Genomic DNA, 16,762 nt, shown 5'->3' on the forward strand with positions numbered 1-16,762 from the left:
CGTGGTCACCGTGGCAACGGCGCGCGGGGGGCCCTAGCGGCCCGTCGCCCGCACGCCGTCAAAAAGTTCCTGCCATTTCTGCAGCACGCGCGCGGCCGAGAATCGGTCGCGCACGTCGGTCGCCGCCTGCGCCATGCGCGCGCGGCCATTGTCATCGCCCATGACCGCGTCCAGCGCCTTGCACAGCGCGGGCACGTCGCCATTGGGCCGCACCAGCACGCCGTCGATGCCTTCGCGCACGATCTCGCGCGGGCCCGTATCGCAATCGAACGACACCGCCGCCAGGCCGCTGGCCATGGATTCGAGCAGGGTATTGGACAAGCCTTCGAAGCGCGAGGTCAGTACATAAAGATCGGCGCTGTCGTACCAGTCGCCCACATTGCCGGCGCGTCCCGGCATCGAGATGCGCGATTCCAGGCCGGCCTCGCGCACCTGCGCTTCGAGCGCCCGGCGTTCGCTGCCTTCGCCCAGAATAACCAAGTCCCAGCCGGGATGCGACGGCGCCAGACGCGCGAAGGCCTGAATCAGCAGATCGAAGCCCTTGTCGCCATGCAGCCGTCCGACCGCCAGCAGCCGCTTGCGGCCATCCCGCGCGGCAGGCGGCACGATGGGCTCGGCGCGCGGCAAGGGAAAGTGGACGGGATTGGGAATGACCGCCAGCCGCGAGCCCGGCACGTGCTGTGCCAGCCAGTCGGCGGTGCCGCGCGTCAAGGCGACCACGCGCGCGGCACGCGGATACGTCAGCCGGCGCAGCCGCTGCCAGAAGCCCGACAGGGTCTGCGACGGTGGATGGGTATGTTCGGTGGCGATGACGCGGCAGTTCAGCCCCGCGCAGGCCAGCACGGACAGCACGGATGCCGTGGTCATCATGCCCAGCACGATGTCTGGCCGGAACGACTTGACGACGCGGCGCAGCGCGCGCACGCGCTGCAGGTTGCTGAGGATGCCGCGCAGCCCGCCGCCCTCGCCCGCCGTGTGCAGGACCTCGCGCCGGACCTTGGGATGCAGCGCGTACACGTCGCCGTCGGCGCTGGCCTGCGTGACCACCATGACCTCGCTGCCCTCAGCGGCCCAATGAGCGCTCAGGTCCGCGGCGACGCGCTCAGCGCCCCCGCCATGCAGAGAATGGATGAACAGCAACACGCGCGCCGGACGGACGGAGTCGGCTACGGACATTCAATCGGTCCCCTTGGGTTCGGCCTTGCGCATCGCCACCACCAGGTAGCACGCGAAGGACAGCACATACATGAGGCTGGTGGCCAGCATGATGCCGGCCGCGCCCATGCGGGGCGCGAGCACGGTGTTCAGCACGGCCTTCAGCGCAAAATTGGCGACCGCGATGGCGGCCATGATGCGGTAGCGGTTCTGGCTGGCCAGAAGCTGCACCAGGATCAGCACGCCAAAGTAGAACGGCAACTGCAACAGGCCCCAGCGCAAGACGTGGGCGACGGCTTCGGTGTTTTCTGCGGTAAACGCGCCGCGCTGGAACAGCACCGACACGCCCCACGGCGCCAGGACCCAGCCCAGCGCCACGGCGGCGGCGCCCGCCCCCACCATCAGCAACGACCACTTGAGCGCCATGCTGCGCGCGCGCGCCGTATCGCCGCGCGCCTGCACGTCGGCCAGCACGGGAAGCGCGGCGCGCCCCACCGACACCGCTCCGATGCCCAGCAGCAGCGACAGCAGCCGGCTGGCGTAGCCCAGCGTGGCGTTGGCATTGGCGCCCAGGTTGGCGGCCGCATATTGGTCCAGCGGACCGACGAAGCTCATGGCGACCTGGCCGATCAGCATCACGCCGGCCGCGCTCATCAGCTCGGGCCAGTGCGGCGACGTCAGCGACAGGCGCGGCGCGCCCCAGAAGCCGCCATCGGCGCGGGCGGCCAGCCAAGCAAGCCAGACGGTCTGGATGGCGTAGCCGACCAGCGTGCCCCACAACAGGGGGCCGACGCTCTCGGCGCTGGCGGCCAGCATGACCCAGGCCAGCGTCGCCACGGCCGGAACACTGTCCAGCAGCGTATTGACGTGGCGCTCCTGCGCGCGCAGCCGCGCGGCGCTGATGCCCGCGATCAGCAGCAAGGCCGACACGGGCGCGAAGGCGACAAGCAGGTCGCCCGTCATGGCGCGCACTTGCGCCGACAGGCCCTGCCCCAGCCAATCCACCACGTACGGCCAGCCAAACCACGTGAGCAAGGCCAGTGCGACGCCGGCGGCGGCGACCCAGCCCTGAAGCTCGCGGATGAAGAGTTCTTTCTCGGCCCCGCCGGTGCGCGCCAGGCGCACCAGCACGGGGATCAGCACCACCGACAGCACGCCCACGATCGTGACCGGCAGCCAGGTGCCCATCGTCATCGTGAACTGGTAGGCGTCCACGGCGTCGCTGACGCCGTAGCGGTACGCCACCGCCATCTCCTTGATGGCGCCGGCTGCCTTGCCCAGCAGCAGAAACACCGCCACCCGGAACGCGCCCTTGAAGATGCGCTGATGATCCGGGTGGATGTTGCCGAGTTTTCGGACGAGTGCTTTCAACGCAGGAATTGCGTGTACCAGGGCATGGCGACTTCCAGGCCTTGCAGCACCGTATGCGTGGGCGCGTAGCCCAGCAGGCGGCTGGCCTTGCCGATGTCGGCCTGCGAGTGGCGCACATCGCCCGCGCGGAAATCACCGTAAACCGGCTGCTTGCCGTAGTCCACGCCCTGGTTGCCCAGGGCCTGCACCAGGAAGCTGTACAGCTGGTTCAGGGTGCTGCGGCCGCTGACGGCCACGTTGTAGACCTGGTTGCGGGCCTCGGGTGCGGCCAGCGCGCCCAGGATGTTGGCCTGCACCGCGTTGTCCACAAAGCAGAAGTCGCGGCTGGTCTCGCCGTCGCCATTGATGGTGACGTCTTCGCCCTGGATCATCGCGGCGGTCCACTTCGGGATCACGGCGGCGTAGGCGCCGTCCGGATCCTGCCGCTTGCCGAACACGTTGAAGTAACGCAGGCCCACGGTCTCAAAGCCATACGAACGCGCGAACACGTCGGCGTACAGCTCGTTGACGTACTTGGTCACGGCGTACGGCGACAGCGGCTTGCCGATGTTTTCCTCGACCTTGGGCAGCGCCGGATGGTCGCCATAGGTGGAGCTGGACGCCGCATAGACGAACGACTTCACCTTGGCGTCGCGCGCCGCCACCAGCATGTTCAGGAAACCGCCGATGTTGACGTCGTTGGTCGTGATGGGGTCGTTGAGCGAACGCGGCACCGAACCCAGCGCGGCCTGGTGCAGCACGTAGTCCATGCCTTCAGCGGCGCGGCGGCACGCATCCAGATCGCGGATGTCGCCTTCGATGAACGTGAAGCGCGACCATTGCTCCGGCGAAACGGAAGCCTGGACTTCGTCCAGGTTGCGTTGGTGGCCGGTGGCGAAGTTGTCAAGGCCGGTCACGGACTGGCCGAGCTTGAGCAGGGTCTCGAGCAGGTTCGAGCCGATGAAGCCGGCGCAGCCGGTCACCAGCCATTTGCGCGGCGCGGCGGCCAGTTCCTGGGTGACAGTCTCGAATCGTGTGGTCATGGCGAAATCCTTTTACAGACGCAGGTCGGATTCAGCGGGCGACAACACGTACTTCAGGTCGTACAGGATATGTTGCGGCTTGCCGAGCTTGCGGATGCCTTCGGCGCCCATGTCCTTGAACTGGTTGTGCGCCACGGCCAGGATCACGGCGTCGTACTTGCCTTCCTCGGGCTTGGACACGGGGGTCAGGCCGTACTCGTGCATGGCTTCGTCGGCGTCGACCCACGGATCGTAAATGTCCACGTCGACGTTGTAGTCGCCCAGTTCACGGACGATGTCCACGATGCGCGTGTTGCGCAGGTCGGGGCAGTTTTCCTTGAAGGCCAGGCCCATCACCAGCACGCGGGCGCCCTGCACGTGGATGCGGCGCTTGGTCATGCACTTAACCAGCTGCGACACCACGTAGCTGCCCATGGAGTCGTTCAGGCGGCGGCCCGCCAGGATGATCTCGGGGTGGTAGCCGATGGATTGCGCCTTGTGCGTCAGGTAGTAGGGGTCCACGCCGATGCAGTGACCGCCGACCAGGCCCGGCCGGAACGGCAGAAAGTTCCACTTGGTGCCGGCAGCCTGCAGCACGGCTTCGGTGTCGATGCCCATCTTGTTGAAGATCAGGGCCAGTTCGTTGATCAGCGCGATGTTCACGTCGCGCTGCGTGTTTTCGATCACCTTGGCGGCCTCGGCCACGCGGATGCTGGACGCCTTGTGCGTGCCGGCGGTGATGATTTCCTTGTACAACTGGTCCACCAGCGTGGCGATTTCGGGCGTGGAACCCGACGTGACCTTCTTGATCGTGCTGACGCGGTGTTCCTTGTCGCCCGGGTTGATGCGCTCGGGGCTGTAGCCGGCAAAGAAGTCCACGTTGTACTTCAGGCCCGACACGCGCTCCAGAACCGGCACGCAGTCTTCTTCGGTGGCGCCAGGGTAGACGGTGGATTCATAGATGACGATGTCGCCGCGCTTGAGCACCGCGCCGATCGTTTCGCTGGCCTTGACCAGCGGGGTCAGGTCCGGCTGCTTGTACTCGTCGATGGGGGTGGGCACGGTCACGATGAACACGTTGGCCTCGCCCAGTTCGGCGCGTTCGGCGGTGTAGCTCAACTGCTTGGCTTCGGCCAGCTCGGCGTCGCTGACTTCCAGCGTATGGTCGTGACCCGCCTTCAGCGCGTCGATGCGGCGCGTGTTGATGTCAAAGCCAATGACGGCGCGCTTCTTGCCGAATTCAACGGCCAGGGGCAGCCCGACGTAGCCTAGGCCGACGACAGCGAGTTTCACATCCTGGATTCGCAACATAACTCTCCCTTCACCGTAGAACGTGTACGGCATTTTAAAGATGAACTGGTGATGGATACCGAGCCCCCGGCGGCGATCGCCGGGGCACTCAAACTAATCGGTGGTTCGCAGCACGGATGGCAACAACAGCCAGCCCGGGCGGCGCCAGGAGACCAGGCGCGCGTACAGCCAGATATAGACGCTGGCAAAGACAACGAGGCTGGCGCTCAGGGCCCAGGCGTTGTCCCACCAGATCGTGGCCGGCACCAGCCCGATCAGCGCCAGGACCCACATGTACGGGGACGCCAGCGCATTGCAAAGCGCGGGAACGGCATGGCGCCGGCCGCGGCTGAAGGTAACGCGGACCAGCCGGCGGAACACAAGCTGGTGCAAGTGCAGCGCATCGGGCTGGTCGACCGGCACGCCACGCTTGAAGCGGCGGCGCCAGATCGAGAAACCGGTTTCGAATACGGGGTAGAACAGGACCGCCAAGGCGTAGAACGGCGACACGGACGGGTTGCGCACGACCAGCAGCACGGCCAGTTCGGCCAGCATGAAGCCCAGGAAGTACGCGCCGCCATCGCCCAGGAATACGCGTCCGAACGGGAAGTTCCACACCAGGAAGCCCAACGTTGCAGACGCCAGCGCCGCAGCCACCAGGAAGATCGGCACGTCGCCGACCTGCAGGGCAACGAGGCTGATCGACACCGCCATCAGGGTGGCGACCATGCCGGCCAGGCCATTCATGCCGTCAACGATATTCAGGGCATGGGTACAGCCGCCCACCGCGAACATGGTGAACAGCAGCGACACCGGCCAGAACGACAGCACGTAATCCACAGGGGCCATGCCAACGCGGCTGACGCCGCCCAGCAGCCACCACGCGATGGCCGCGGAAAGAAAAGCGGCCAGCAAACGCTTGCTGGCGCCGATGTCCTTGGTAATGTCTTCAAGCAGGCCGGCCACGAAAACGGGCAACGCCGCGACGAAGAGCGCGGGCCACAGCCAGGTAAGGGTCATGTTGCTGGGTCCGAGGACCAGCAGGCCAGCCAGCGTTCCGGCAAGCACCGCCAGACCGCCGACGCGAGGCGTCGCGCGGGAATGATTGGCTTGGGGCTTGTTGAGGTCGCTATCGCCGGTAAAGGCGCCATGCCAGCGCTCGGACGCCACGATGAGTCCCCCCACCATGAACGCGACCACGCATATATACAGCCAGGTCACTGGATCACCTCTGGTTGGTCTATCGAGACAGGCCCGCCATTATCGGAGGCAGGTGTAACGCCCATATATGGGAGGGATAAGGAAGTGCAATTCCGAGGCACAGAACGTAACGCGCGCAGGCGGGCTATCCGTCCGCCGCGCATGTGTCTGGAACGCGCTGGCGCGAGAGCGCCTGGCAGTGCTGGTTTCATGTGGGGATTGTAGAGCGTTCCGCCTCTGGGCACGCGAAATATGCAAGGGAAAACACGAAGGCCCGGGGGACCGCGCGGCGTCGCGCTGCGCAGGCTTTTGCCGTCATCGCTTACAAATAGGGACGCAACGATTCGGGGCAAAAAAAAGCCCGAGATCGTGAGATCTCGGGCTAAATCCACCAAAGGAGGAGGGTGGAGGAGACAACCGTGGCATGTTGGGAGCGGGACTTCAGCTCGCTGCGCTTCCGGGGTTTTCACCGCGCCGTCTGCGTTTCAACATCCAATGACTGAATAGTACCTACGTTTTTTGTGCGTTGCAAGATTTTTTTTGATCTATTTTTTGAGCGGCCCGTCGCGTTGCTTTTTCGCTGCAAGAATCCCGCCCGCCCTCTGGAAACCCGCGCCAGTCAATGCCCTGGCCAAAAACGGGGTTTTTGCCGAACGGGTTTTCCCCTTGCGGAATAACCCTGTATGACAGCGGGTAATCCCACCCTGGCCTTCGCACCAAAACAGTGCATCACGCACCACGAGGCGGCCAAATTTGCGCATTGCAACATTTCTTGCAGACGCGGTTTCAGTCCATCGCTCAGATCCAATACGCGGTGGTCGTCATCACCTTGGACATGGCGCGCATGGCCAGTTTCACGGGCGCGGGCAGCGGTACGCCGCCCGCCTGCTCGGCGCTGGCGCGATGCTGGGCCTCGTCGTCTTTCATCTTTTTGACGATCTGGCGCGAGCGTTCGTCCTGCACCGGCAAGGTGCGCAGGTGTTCGTTCAGATGGGCCTCGACCTGTTTTTCGGTTTCAGCCATGAAGCCCAGATTGCGCGGCACGCCGGCCACGCTGGCCATCACGCCCAGGGCGAACGAACCCGCGTACCAGACGGGATTGAGCAGGCTGGGCCGGCTGCCCAGTTCGTTCAGGCGCTCGTGGCACCACACCAAGTGGTCGACTTCTTCGGCGGCGGCATTGAGCAGCAGCGCGCGCGGGGCGGGTTCCTTGCACACCGACGCCTGGCCACGGTAGAGCGCCTGGGCGCAGACCTCGCCGACGTGGTTGACCCGCATGAGGCCGGCCGCATGGCGCTTTTCCTGGGCGGACAGGGCTTGCGGCGATTCCTGTGCGGTGGCGGGGTAGGCCCGGCCAGCGCTGGCGTTGCCCGAGAGCACGCGCAACGCACGGTCGGTCTCGGCCAGCAGGGCATCCAGGGGACCGTGGCGGCGCCGCAGGGAAACGGGGCCGGATTTGGACAACGTGGTGGACATGGCAACTCCTAGGCAAAGCGGACGCGCCGCACCCCTGATGCGGGGTGGGGTTCTCCTGCCCGGGATTGTACGCAACGGGTATCATCAGCCATTGACTGCGCTCAAGCTCAAGGACTCACTGAAATGGAATGCACGATCGACTGGGGCGGCCCCACCGGCATGCTCTTCACCGCCAGCACGGGTAGCGGCCACGTGGCCGTGATGGACGGCGCCGTGGACGGCGGCGGCCACAACCTGGCGCCCCGCCCCATGGAAATGCTGCTGGCCGGCACGGGCGGCTGCACGGCCTATGACGTGGTGCTGATCCTCAAGCGCGGCCGCCATGCGGTCACGGGTTGCAGCGTCAAGCTGCAGGCCGAGCGCGCCGGCACCGATCCCAAGGTCTTCACGAAGATTCACTTCGCGTTCACCGTCACCGGCGCCAATCTGCCACGCGCGGCCGTCGAACGCGCCGTGCAGCTTTCTCACGAGAAATACTGCTCGGCGTCGGCCATGCTGGAAAAAACCGCCGAAATGACGTTCTCGGTCGACATCGTCGACACACAGGAAGCCGCCGCTACCGCCTGAGCCGCCCGCGCGGCCGTGGTGTAATTCGGCATTCACCATATATAGGCGCCGCCGCGGCACGTCCGCGGCGGCGCGCTTGCTTCCCGGACCGGGACCGCAGGCACAAGGATCGTCATGAAACAATACCTGGACCTCGTTCAATCCATCCTCGACACCGGCTCGTGGCAGGAAAACCGGACCGGCATCCGCACCCTCAGCATGCCGGGCGCCTCGCTGCGGTTCGACCTGCAGCAGGGCTTTCCCGCCGTCACCACCAAGAAGCTGGCGTTCAAGTCGGCCATTGGCGAAATGGTGGGATTCCTGCGCGCCTCGCGCAGCGCGGCGGAATTCCGCGAGCTTGGCTGCAAGGTCTGGGACCAGAACGCCAACGAAAACGCGCAGTGGCTGGCCAACCCCTACCGCGAAGGTCCCGACGATCTGGGACCGGTCTACGGCGTGCAGTGGCGCCAATGGCCGGCCTACAAGATGCTGGATGCCAGCCGCCCCGGGCAGATCGAGGACGCGCTGTCGCGCGGCTACGCCAAGGTGGCCGACCTTGAAGAAGGCGGTGAGCCGAAGGTGCTGCTGTACAAGGCGGTCGACCAGTTGCGGCAATGCCTGGACACCATTCACGAACGTCCGGGCGACCGGCGCATCCTGTTCCACGGCTGGAACTGGGCGCAGATCGAGGAAATGGCGCTGCCGCCTTGCCACCTGCTCTATCAGTTCCTGCCCAACGCGACGACGCGCGAGATCTCGCTTTGCCTGTACATCCGCTCCAATGACGTGGGCCTGGGCACGCCGTTCAACCTGACCGAAGGCGCGGCGCTGCTGCATCTGGTCGGGCGCCTGACCGGCTATACCCCGCGCTGGTTCACCTATTTCATCGGCGATGCGCATATCTATGAGAATCACCTGCCGATGCTGCGCGAGCAATTGACGCGAACGCCGTATGAATCGCCCCGTCTCGTGTTGTCGGACCGCATTCCCGATTTCGCCGTGACCGGCCGCTACGAACCCGAGTGGCTCGAGAAGGTCGAGCCCGGCGACTTTTCGTTGTCGGGTTACACGCACCACGCGCCCCTGACGGCCGCGATGGCCGTCTGACCCTTCCGCCGGCCGCGCCGGCGCCCGCTTTTCAGGGCAGATCAGCAACACGCCGGACGCCGTCCGGCGTCCGATTCCTCGCACGCCCCGCCGCAGGTGAAGATTGGTGAGCTTCTGGAAGCGCGATTTCGGTATAACCCATCCCTTAGCCACGGACGCGCGTCCAGCATGCCGCGCGCCCCGTTGCTTTCGACCGGCCCTCTGGACGCGCCACGCCGAGCGCCCGAACCGTGCCGACCGCTGGCGTTGCCGCGCCCAATTCCCCATCCCTATAAATAGAGTGTGAGAAAAGCCAGCGACGAGAGCAGGATCCTCCTTGCGACCGGACTGCAACTGTTGACTACCAATTGAATTGAATATCGTGCCCCGCGCCGCGGCTGTATGCGCTTAGGACAGGACCCCACAAATGCTCGTTGGAACTTATAACCCTTCGCTCGTCCTCGTATCCTTAGGGGTCGCCATCCTGGCGTCGTATACGGCGTTGGGCATGGCCAACCGCGTAAAGGCGTCGAGCGGCCTGCCTGCCGCGAAGTTCTGGCTGGCGGGCGGCGCGTTCGCGATGGGCATCGGGATCTGGTCGATGCACTTCGTGGGCATGCTGGCGTTCAGCCTGCCCATTCCCATGGGCTACGACCTGCCCCTGACCGTGCTGTCCCTGGCCATCGCCATCGGTTGCTCGGCCTTCGCGCTGTGGATGGTCTGCAAGGACGAACTGCCGTGGGGCCGGCTGACCGCGGGCGCGCTGCTGATGGGATCGGGCATCGCGGCGATGCACTACATCGGCATGGCCGCGATGCGCATGTCGCCGGGCATCGACTACGACCCGGCTTGGTTCTCGCTATCCGTGGTGATCGCGATTGCCGCGTCCGGCGCTGCGCTGTGGATCACCTACCGGCTGCGGCAGGACGCGCCGCGTGTGGCGCTGTCGCGCCCGTTGGCCGCTGGGGTCATGGGGCTGGCGATCGTGGGCATGCACTATACGGGCATGGAAGCCGCGAGTTTTCCGGCGGGCAGCATCTGCATGGCGGCCGACGCCGGCATCTCGGCGGGCTGGCTCGCGATCGCCGTGACCGCGGTCACGCTGAGCGTGCTGGCGATCGCGCTGGTGGTGGCCGTGCTGGACAACCGACTTGAGGCGCGCACGTCCGCGCTGGCCTCGTCGCTGGCCGAAGCCAATGAAGAGCTGGTGCAACTGGCGCTGCACGACACGCTGACCAAGTTGCCCAACCGCATCCTGCTGGAAGACCGGATGGAACAGGCCATCGAAAGCGCCAGCCGCCGCCGAGGCTATTTCGCGGTGCTGTTCTTTGACCTGGACGGCTTCAAGGCCGTCAACGACGCGTACGGACACCACACCGGCGACGCGCTCCTGATCGACCTGGCGCAGCGCATCCGCCTGGCGTTGCGCACGCAGGACACCGTCGCCCGCCTGGGCGGTGACGAGTTCATCGTGCTGAGCGAGGTGCTGGAACCCACCGACGCGGCCAACGTGGCGGACCGGCTGATCGACGCCATCGCGCGCCCCGTCACGGTCTACGGCCACGAAGTGCTGGTGACGTCCAGCGTGGGCATTGCCGTCTATCCGAACGACGGCCGTGACACCCACGCCTTGCTGACCAATGCGGACGCGGCGATGTACCACGCCAAGCGGCTGGGCGGCACGGGCTACAGCTTTTTCGAACCGTCCATGAACGCGGACGCGCACGAGCAGATCGAGCTGCTGCACGACCTGCGGCTGGCGCAGGAGCGCGGCCAGTTCGTCCTGCATTACCAGCCGAAGTACGAAGCGCCGGCCGGCCCCATCATGGGCGCCGAGGCGCTGCTGCGCTGGAACCACCCGACGCGCGGCCTGGTCGGCCCGGACCAGTTCATTCCCACCGCGGAAAAGACCGGCCTGATCCTGTCCATCGGCGATTGGGTCATCAACGAGGCCTGCCGCCAGATGCGCGAATGGATCGACGTCGGCCAAGGCCACTGGACCATCGCCGTCAACATCTCGGCGCTGCAGTTTTCGCATGCCAGCCTGGTCGAGACGGTGCGCTCCGCGTTGGCGCGGCATGCCGTCCCGCCCGCCTGCCTGACGATCGAAGTGACCGAGTCGACCGCCATGCGCGACGCGGAAGCCAGCCTGACGGTGCTCAAGCGCCTGTCCGAGCTGGGCGTCACGATTTCCATCGACGACTTCGGCACCGGCTATTCCAGTCTGCTTTATCTCAAGCGGCTGCCCGCGACCGAACTGAAGATCGATCGCGGCTTCGTGAATCAGCTGGACAACGACAACGAGGATGCGGCCATCGTGTCGGCCATCGTGGCGCTCGCGCAGCAGCTCAACCTGCGCATCGTGGCCGAAGGCGTCGAGACCGCCGCGCAGCAGAAATTCCTGACCGGGCTGGGCTGCGACTCGCTGCAGGGCTTTCTGCTGGGCAAGCCCATGCCGGCCACCGAATTCCTGGAACACGCGGCAACCTGACAGGCGGGGCGGTCTCTCGCAATTTGCTACGCTTACGGGGTCGTTCCGGCTCAACCCTTACCCTTGCAAGCACGCATGCCCGCCAGCCTTACCCTGATCGTCGCCTATTCCACCAACCGCGCCATTGGCCGCGACAACGCCCTGCCCTGGAAACTGCCGGGTGACCTGGCGCATTTCAAGCGCAGCACACTGGGCCATCCCATCATCATGGGCCGCAAGACGTGGGACTCGCTGGGCCGTCCCCTGCCCGGCCGCAGCAATATCGTCATCAGCCGCAATCCCGATTTCAGCGCCGCCGGCGCCATCCTGGCGCCCACGCTGGAGGCTGCCGTGGCCGCCTGCGGCGACATCGACGAAGCCTTCGTGATCGGCGGCGCGCAGATCTACGCGCAGGCCCTGCCGCTGGCCCGGCGCGTGCTGGCCACCGAGGTCCATGCGGACGTCGAGGGCGACGCGTTCTTTCCGCTTTTGCCGTCGTTCCAGTGGCAGGAAACGGCGCGCCAGCCGCAGCCTGCCGAGAACGGCTACGACTACGACTTCGTCACGTACGAACGCGCCTGAAGCACTGAGCTGACCTACGCCGCCCCCGCGTTGCGCATGAAGCGCCACAGCGCGGGCGCCGCCGAATACGCCACGTTAAACCGCACCCACGCCGTGTCGGCCTCGTCCGCGTCAAAGTAGGAACCGGGCGCCAGCCAGATGCCGTCCTTGAGCGCCAGCTCCGCCAGCCCATTGGCGCCGCGTTCGCGCCACTGTCCCGCCACCTGCGCCCACAGGAACAGGCCACCCTGCGGCTTTCCATAAATGTCGAATCCGTGCTGGCGCATCTGCTCGGCCACTTCGGTGTGCGCCTGCGCCAGCCGCTCGCGCGTGCGGGCAATGTGGGCGCGGTAGCGGCCCTCGCGGATGACCTGGTGCACGATGCGCTCCATGATCTCTGGCGTTGTCAGCCCCACCGCCATCTTGGTGCGCGCGATGTCGCGCACCAGATCGCGGTGCGCCACCACGTAGCCCACCCGCACCGACGGACTGATGACCTTCGAATAGCCGCCCAGGTAGACGACCCGGCGCGCCCCATCCAGCGCTGCCAGCATCGGCGTCACGCCCGGCGCCAGTTCGCGCGAGATGTCGTCTTCCACCACCCACAGCCCGTGCCGCTCCGCCGCCTGCATGATGCGGAACGCGTTGGCCATGGTGATGCTGGCGCCCGATGGGTTCTGCAAGGCGGTATTGATGAAGAGCGCGCGCGGCCGGTGCTGGGCCGCCACCCGCTCGAGCGCGTCGCAGTCCAGGCCATCGACCGTGCGCGGCACCGCGATGACGCGTAGACCTGCCAGGCGCAGCAACTGCAGAAGGTTGGCGTAGGCCGGCTGCTCGACGACCACCGTGTCGCCCGGCCGCAGCAGCGTGCGGATCACGGTGTCCAGCCCGTGGGTCACGCCCTGCGTCAGCAGCACCTGCGACGCTTCGACCTCCATGCCCTGCGCGCTCAGGCTGGCCGCGATGGTCTCGCGCAGCGGCGCATAGCCGTACGGATGGCCATAGTTGGCGATCCGCATCGCGGGCACGCGCCCCATGTGGCGCAGCGCCATGTGAAGGCCTTCTTCGTTCAGCCATTCGCCGGGCAGCCACCCGCACCCCGATTTGATGGGGATGGAGTGGTCGGCAAATATGTCCGACAGCAGCCATCCGGCGTTCAGCCGCGGCGGCTCCCAGGACAGGGGTTCGGCCCGGCGGGCGGGCGCGTCGGGCGATGCCACCCGGTAGCCCGCGCCGGGCCGCGCCGCCAGCCACCCCTGCGACACCAGCCGGCTATAGGCGCTGGCCACGGTGAAGGTGCTGACGCCGTACTGGCGCGCGAACTCGCGGACCGAGGGTAGGGACATACCCGGACGCAGCGTCTGCGCCTCGACGGCGCGCAGGATGGCCGCGACGAGCTGTTCGACAAGGGTGGGCGCGGCGCCGCGGCCGCGGACGGGTTGGAAGTCGATCACGGACTAACTGTACAGTTGCGACGATCTCAACTATACAGTTAGCGGCAAATGCGCGGATTGTATATTTTCATTCCCTGCGGGACGTTCCAGAATCGTCCGAATCCCGCTGCCCGCGCGCGTTTCGCGGCGGCTGCGGTTGTCCCCCTTCTGGAGTCACCATGAACGCCCCCGCCCAGTTGCCCGACCTGTCCCATCTCTGGATGCCCTTTACGGCCAACAAGCAGTTCAAGGCCCAACCGCGCATGCTGGCCAAGGCCAAAGGCATGTACTACACGTCCACGGACGGCCGCCAGATCCTGGACGGCACGGCGGGCCTGTGGTGCGTCAATGCCGGCCACGGCCGCGAAGAGATTGTCGAGGCCATCGCCCGTCAGGCCGGCGTCATGGATTACGCCCCGGGCTTCCAGCTGGGCCACCCGCTGGCCTTCGAGGCCGCGACCGCCGTCGCGGGCCTGATGCCGCAGGGGATGGACCGCGTGTTCTTCACAAACTCGGGCTCCGAATCGGTCGACACCACGTTGAAGATCGCCCTGGCCTACCACCGCGCGCGCGGCGAAGGCCAGCGCACCCGCCTGATCGGCCGCGAGCGCGGCTATCACGGTGTGGGCTTTGGCGGCATCTCGGTGGGCGGCATCTCGGCCAACCGCAAGACGTTCTCGGGCGCCCTGCTGCCCGCCGTGGACCACCTGCCCCACACCCACAACATTGAACAGAACGCCTACTCGAAGGGCCAGCCCGCGTGGGGCGCGCACCTGGCCGAAGAGCTGGAGCGCATCATCGCCCTGCACGATGCGTCGACCATCGCCGCCGTGATCGTCGAGCCCATGGCCGGCTCCACCGGCGTGCTGATTCCGCCCAAGGGGTATCTGGAAAAACTGCGCGAGATCACCGCCAAGCACGGCATCCTGCTGATTTTCGATGAAGTCATCACCGCCTACGGCCGCCTGGGCGCCGCCACGGCCTCCGAATTCTTTGGCGTGACGCCGGACATCATCGCCATGGCCAAGGGCGTCAGCAATGCCGCCGTTCCCGCCGGCGCCGTGGCCGTCAAGCGCGAAGTGCACGACGCCATCGTCAACGGACCGGCGGGCGGCATCGAGTTCTTCCACGGCTACACGTATTCGGCACACCCGCTGGCCGCCGCCGCCATCCTGGCCACGCTGGACATCTACCGACGCGAAGACCTCTTTGGCCGCGCCCGCAAGCTGTCGGGTGCGTTCCAGGAAGCCGCGCACAGCCTGAAGGGCGCGCCCAACGTCATCGACGTGCGCAACCTGGGACTGGTGTCCGGCATTGAACTGGCGCCGCGCGCGGGCGCCCCCGGCGCACGCGCCGCCGAAGTCTTCCAGCGCTGCTTCGACAGCGGCCTGATGGTGCGGTATACCGGCGACATCATCGCTGTCTCGCCGCCGCTCATCATCGACGAAGCACAGATCGGCCAGATCTTCGAACAGATCGGCAAGATCCTGAAAGAGGTTGCCTGATCCTTCCTTATCCGCGCGCCCGCTCGGCGCGCGGCGCGACAACCGCACATGGGCGGCCCCAGGCCGCCCTGCCGCATTTTTGACGAATCACCGAGCCTTGCATCCATGAAGAAGATTCCCCATTTCATCAACGGCCAACCCTACGAGGGCGGCAACAGCCGCTACACCGACGGCTTCAACCCGGCCACCGGCGAAATCGCCTCGTCGATCCCGCTGGCGTCCAACGACGACGTGGGGCTGGCCGTGGCCGCCGCCAAGGCGGCCTTTCCGGCTTGGTCCGAGACGCCGGCGCTCAAGCGCGCCCGCATCCTCTTCAACTTCAAGGCGCTGCTGGACCAGCACCAGGACGAACTGGCCGAATTGATCACGCGCGAACACGGCAAGGTATTCTCGGACGCCAAGGGCGAAGTGATGCGCGGCATCGAGATCGTCGAGTTCGCTTGCGGCATTCCGCAACTGCTCAAGGGCCAGTATTCCGACCAGATCGGCGGCGGCATCGATAACTGGAGCATGCGTCAGGCGCTGGGCGTCGTGGCCGGCATCACGCCGTTCAACTTCCCGATGATGGTGCCGTGCTGGATGTTCCCCGTCGCCATCGCTTGCGGCAACACCTTCGTGCTCAAGCCGTCGGAACGCGATCCGTCCGCGTCCGTGCGCCTCGCGGAACTGCTCACCGAAGCGGGTCTGCCCCCCGGCGTCTTCAACGTCGTCCACGGCGACAAGCTGGCGGTTGACGCGCTGATCTCGCACCCCGACGTCGAGGCCCTGTCTTTCGTCGGCTCCACGCCGATCGCCGAATACATCTACGCCGAAGGCACCAAGCGCGGCAAGCGCGTGCAGGCGCTGGGCGGCGCCAAGAACCACCTGGTGGTCATGCCCGATGCGGACCTGGATCAGGTGACCGACGCGCTGATGGGCGCGGCCTATGGTTCCGCGGGCGAGCGCTGCATGGCCATCTCGGTGGCCGTTGCGGTGGGCGACGTGGCCGACAAGGTTGTCGAACGCCTGACGCCGCGCGTGAAGGCGCTGGTGGTCAAGGACGGCATGCAATCCGACGCCGAAATGGGTCCGCTGGTGACCGCGCAGCACCGCAAGAAGGTGATGGGCTACATCGAGGACGGCATCGCCAGCGGCGCCGATCTGGTGGTGGACGGCCGCGACCTGAAGGTGCCGGGCAACGAGAAAGGATTTTTCCTGGGCGGCACGCTGTTCGATAACGTGAAGCCCGCCATGAACATCTACCGCGAAGAGATTTTCGGACCGGTACTGTGCATCGTGCGCGTGCCGGATTTCGCCAGCGCGGTGGAACTCATCAATGCGCATGAGTTCGGCAACGGCGTGGCGTGCTTTACGTCCGACGGCGGCGTGGCGCGCGCGTTCGCCCGCCAGATCAAGGTCGGCATGGTGGGCATCAACGTGCCGATCCCCGTGCCCATGGCGTGGCATTCGTTCGGCGGCTGGAAGCGCTCGCTGTTCGGCGACCACCATGCGTACGGCGAGGAAGGCATCCGTTTTTACTCGCGCTACAAGAGCGTGATGCAACGCTGGCCCGACAGCATCGCCAAGGGCGCCGAATTCACGATGCCCGTCGCGAAGTGACGCCCCCCCCGAGGCGCGTAGCGCCTCCCCCGAGGCGCGTAGCGCCTCCCCCCAGGGGGCGTCGCAGCG

Annotated in this window: 14 protein-coding genes; 6 read left to right on the plus strand and 8 right to left on the minus strand. The window is 66.3% G+C overall.

Annotated elements, in window-relative coordinates:
• Positions 1-33: 33 nt before the first annotated feature.
• From ASD71_RS01600 to coq7, 7 genes are all read right to left on the minus strand, one after another.
• Positions 34-1,176 (minus strand): glycosyltransferase family 4 protein, encoded by a 1,143-nt coding sequence (locus ASD71_RS01600; protein ID WP_056558993.1) that lies wholly within the window; start codon positions 1,174-1,176, stop codon positions 34-36.
• The gene (gene murJ / locus ASD71_RS01605; protein WP_056558996.1) at positions 1,177-2,526 is read right to left on the minus strand and encodes a murein biosynthesis integral membrane protein MurJ; all 1,350 of its coding nucleotides are present in this window, start codon (positions 2,524-2,526) and stop codon (positions 1,177-1,179) included.
• Positions 2,523-3,548, minus strand: coding sequence for an SDR family oxidoreductase (locus tag ASD71_RS01610; RefSeq protein ID WP_056558999.1), 1,026 nt, complete (start codon positions 3,546-3,548; stop codon positions 2,523-2,525). Before ASD71_RS01610 ends, murJ begins: the two co-directional genes overlap by 4 nt.
• A gap of 12 nt (positions 3,549-3,560) precedes the next feature.
• The gene (tviB, locus tag ASD71_RS01615; protein ID WP_156395054.1) at positions 3,561-4,838 is read right to left on the minus strand and encodes a Vi polysaccharide biosynthesis UDP-N-acetylglucosamine C-6 dehydrogenase TviB; all 1,278 of its coding nucleotides are present in this window, start codon (positions 4,836-4,838) and stop codon (positions 3,561-3,563) included.
• Between the two features lie 93 nt (positions 4,839-4,931).
• A complete protein-coding gene (locus tag ASD71_RS01620; RefSeq protein ID WP_056325286.1) occupies positions 4,932-6,038 on the minus strand; it encodes a glycosyltransferase in 1,107 nt (368 codons plus the stop codon).
• A 524-nt stretch (positions 6,039-6,562) separates the two neighbouring features.
• Positions 6,563-6,778, minus strand: a complete 216-nt coding sequence (locus tag ASD71_RS27870; protein WP_156395055.1) for a hypothetical protein — start codon at positions 6,776-6,778, stop codon at positions 6,563-6,565.
• A gap of 37 nt (positions 6,779-6,815) precedes the next feature.
• Positions 6,816-7,493 (minus strand): 2-polyprenyl-3-methyl-6-methoxy-1,4-benzoquinone monooxygenase, encoded by a 678-nt coding sequence (gene coq7 / locus ASD71_RS01625; RefSeq protein ID WP_056559003.1) that lies wholly within the window; start codon positions 7,491-7,493, stop codon positions 6,816-6,818.
• A 123-nt stretch (positions 7,494-7,616) separates the two neighbouring features.
• Here coq7 and ASD71_RS01630 point away from each other — a divergent pair, with 123 nt between their 5' ends.
• The 4 genes from ASD71_RS01630 (at position 7,617) to ASD71_RS01645 (ending at position 12,177) form a co-directional block, all read left to right on the plus strand.
• Positions 7,617-8,060 (plus strand): OsmC family protein, encoded by a 444-nt coding sequence (locus ASD71_RS01630; protein WP_056559005.1) that lies wholly within the window; start codon positions 7,617-7,619, stop codon positions 8,058-8,060.
• A 114-nt stretch (positions 8,061-8,174) separates the two neighbouring features.
• Positions 8,175-9,146, plus strand: coding sequence for a thymidylate synthase (locus ASD71_RS01635; RefSeq protein ID WP_056559009.1), 972 nt, complete (start codon positions 8,175-8,177; stop codon positions 9,144-9,146).
• A 406-nt stretch (positions 9,147-9,552) separates the two neighbouring features.
• A complete protein-coding gene (locus ASD71_RS01640) occupies positions 9,553-11,616 on the plus strand; it encodes a bifunctional diguanylate cyclase/phosphodiesterase (RefSeq protein ID WP_056559015.1) in 2,064 nt (687 codons plus the stop codon).
• Positions 11,617-11,691: 75 nt separating this feature from the next.
• Complete coding sequence (locus ASD71_RS01645; RefSeq protein WP_056559017.1) at positions 11,692-12,177, plus strand: dihydrofolate reductase; 486 nt, start codon at positions 11,692-11,694, stop codon at positions 12,175-12,177.
• Positions 12,178-12,191: 14 nt separating this feature from the next.
• Here the strand turns inward: ASD71_RS01645 and ASD71_RS01650 are convergent, their stop codons facing one another.
• Entirely contained in the window at positions 12,192-13,610 is a 1,419-nt protein-coding gene (locus ASD71_RS01650) for a PLP-dependent aminotransferase family protein (RefSeq protein ID WP_056559020.1), read from the minus strand.
• A gap of 158 nt (positions 13,611-13,768) precedes the next feature.
• Here ASD71_RS01650 and ASD71_RS01655 point away from each other — a divergent pair, with 158 nt between their 5' ends.
• The gene (locus ASD71_RS01655) at positions 13,769-15,094 is read left to right on the plus strand and encodes an aspartate aminotransferase family protein (RefSeq protein WP_056559025.1); all 1,326 of its coding nucleotides are present in this window, start codon (positions 13,769-13,771) and stop codon (positions 15,092-15,094) included.
• Between the two features lie 105 nt (positions 15,095-15,199).
• Entirely contained in the window at positions 15,200-16,693 is a 1,494-nt protein-coding gene (locus ASD71_RS01660; RefSeq protein WP_056559028.1) for a CoA-acylating methylmalonate-semialdehyde dehydrogenase, read from the plus strand.
• Positions 16,694-16,762: the final 69 nt, after the last annotated feature.

The organism is Achromobacter sp. Root565 (genome assembly GCF_001427425.1).
Classification (GTDB): domain Bacteria; phylum Pseudomonadota; class Gammaproteobacteria; order Burkholderiales; family Burkholderiaceae_B; genus Achromobacter; species Achromobacter spanius_D.

Excerpts from the sequence above, each read along its gene's own strand:
- ASD71_RS01600 (WP_056558993.1), bottom strand. The coding sequence starts at position 1,176 with ATGTCCGTAGCCGACTCCGTCCGTCCGGCGCGCGTGTTGCTGTTCATC.
- ASD71_RS01610 (WP_056558999.1), bottom strand. The coding sequence starts at position 3,548 with ATGACCACACGATTCGAGACTGTCACCCAGGAACTGGCCGCCGCGCCG.
- tviB (WP_156395054.1), bottom strand. The coding sequence starts at position 4,838 with ATGTTGCGAATCCAGGATGTGAAACTCGCTGTCGTCGGCCTAGGCTAC.
- ASD71_RS27870 (WP_156395055.1), bottom strand. The coding sequence starts at position 6,778 with ATGCGCAAATTTGGCCGCCTCGTGGTGCGTGATGCACTGTTTTGGTGC.
- coq7 (WP_056559003.1), bottom strand. The coding sequence starts at position 7,493 with ATGTCCACCACGTTGTCCAAATCCGGCCCCGTTTCCCTGCGGCGCCGC.
- ASD71_RS01630 (WP_056559005.1), top strand. The coding sequence starts at position 7,617 with ATGGAATGCACGATCGACTGGGGCGGCCCCACCGGCATGCTCTTCACC.
- ASD71_RS01635 (WP_056559009.1), top strand. The coding sequence starts at position 8,175 with ATGAAACAATACCTGGACCTCGTTCAATCCATCCTCGACACCGGCTCG.
- ASD71_RS01640 (WP_056559015.1), top strand. The coding sequence starts at position 9,553 with ATGCTCGTTGGAACTTATAACCCTTCGCTCGTCCTCGTATCCTTAGGG.
- ASD71_RS01645 (WP_056559017.1), top strand. The coding sequence starts at position 11,692 with ATGCCCGCCAGCCTTACCCTGATCGTCGCCTATTCCACCAACCGCGCC.
- ASD71_RS01655 (WP_056559025.1), top strand. The coding sequence starts at position 13,769 with ATGAACGCCCCCGCCCAGTTGCCCGACCTGTCCCATCTCTGGATGCCC.
- ASD71_RS01660 (WP_056559028.1), top strand. The coding sequence starts at position 15,200 with ATGAAGAAGATTCCCCATTTCATCAACGGCCAACCCTACGAGGGCGGC.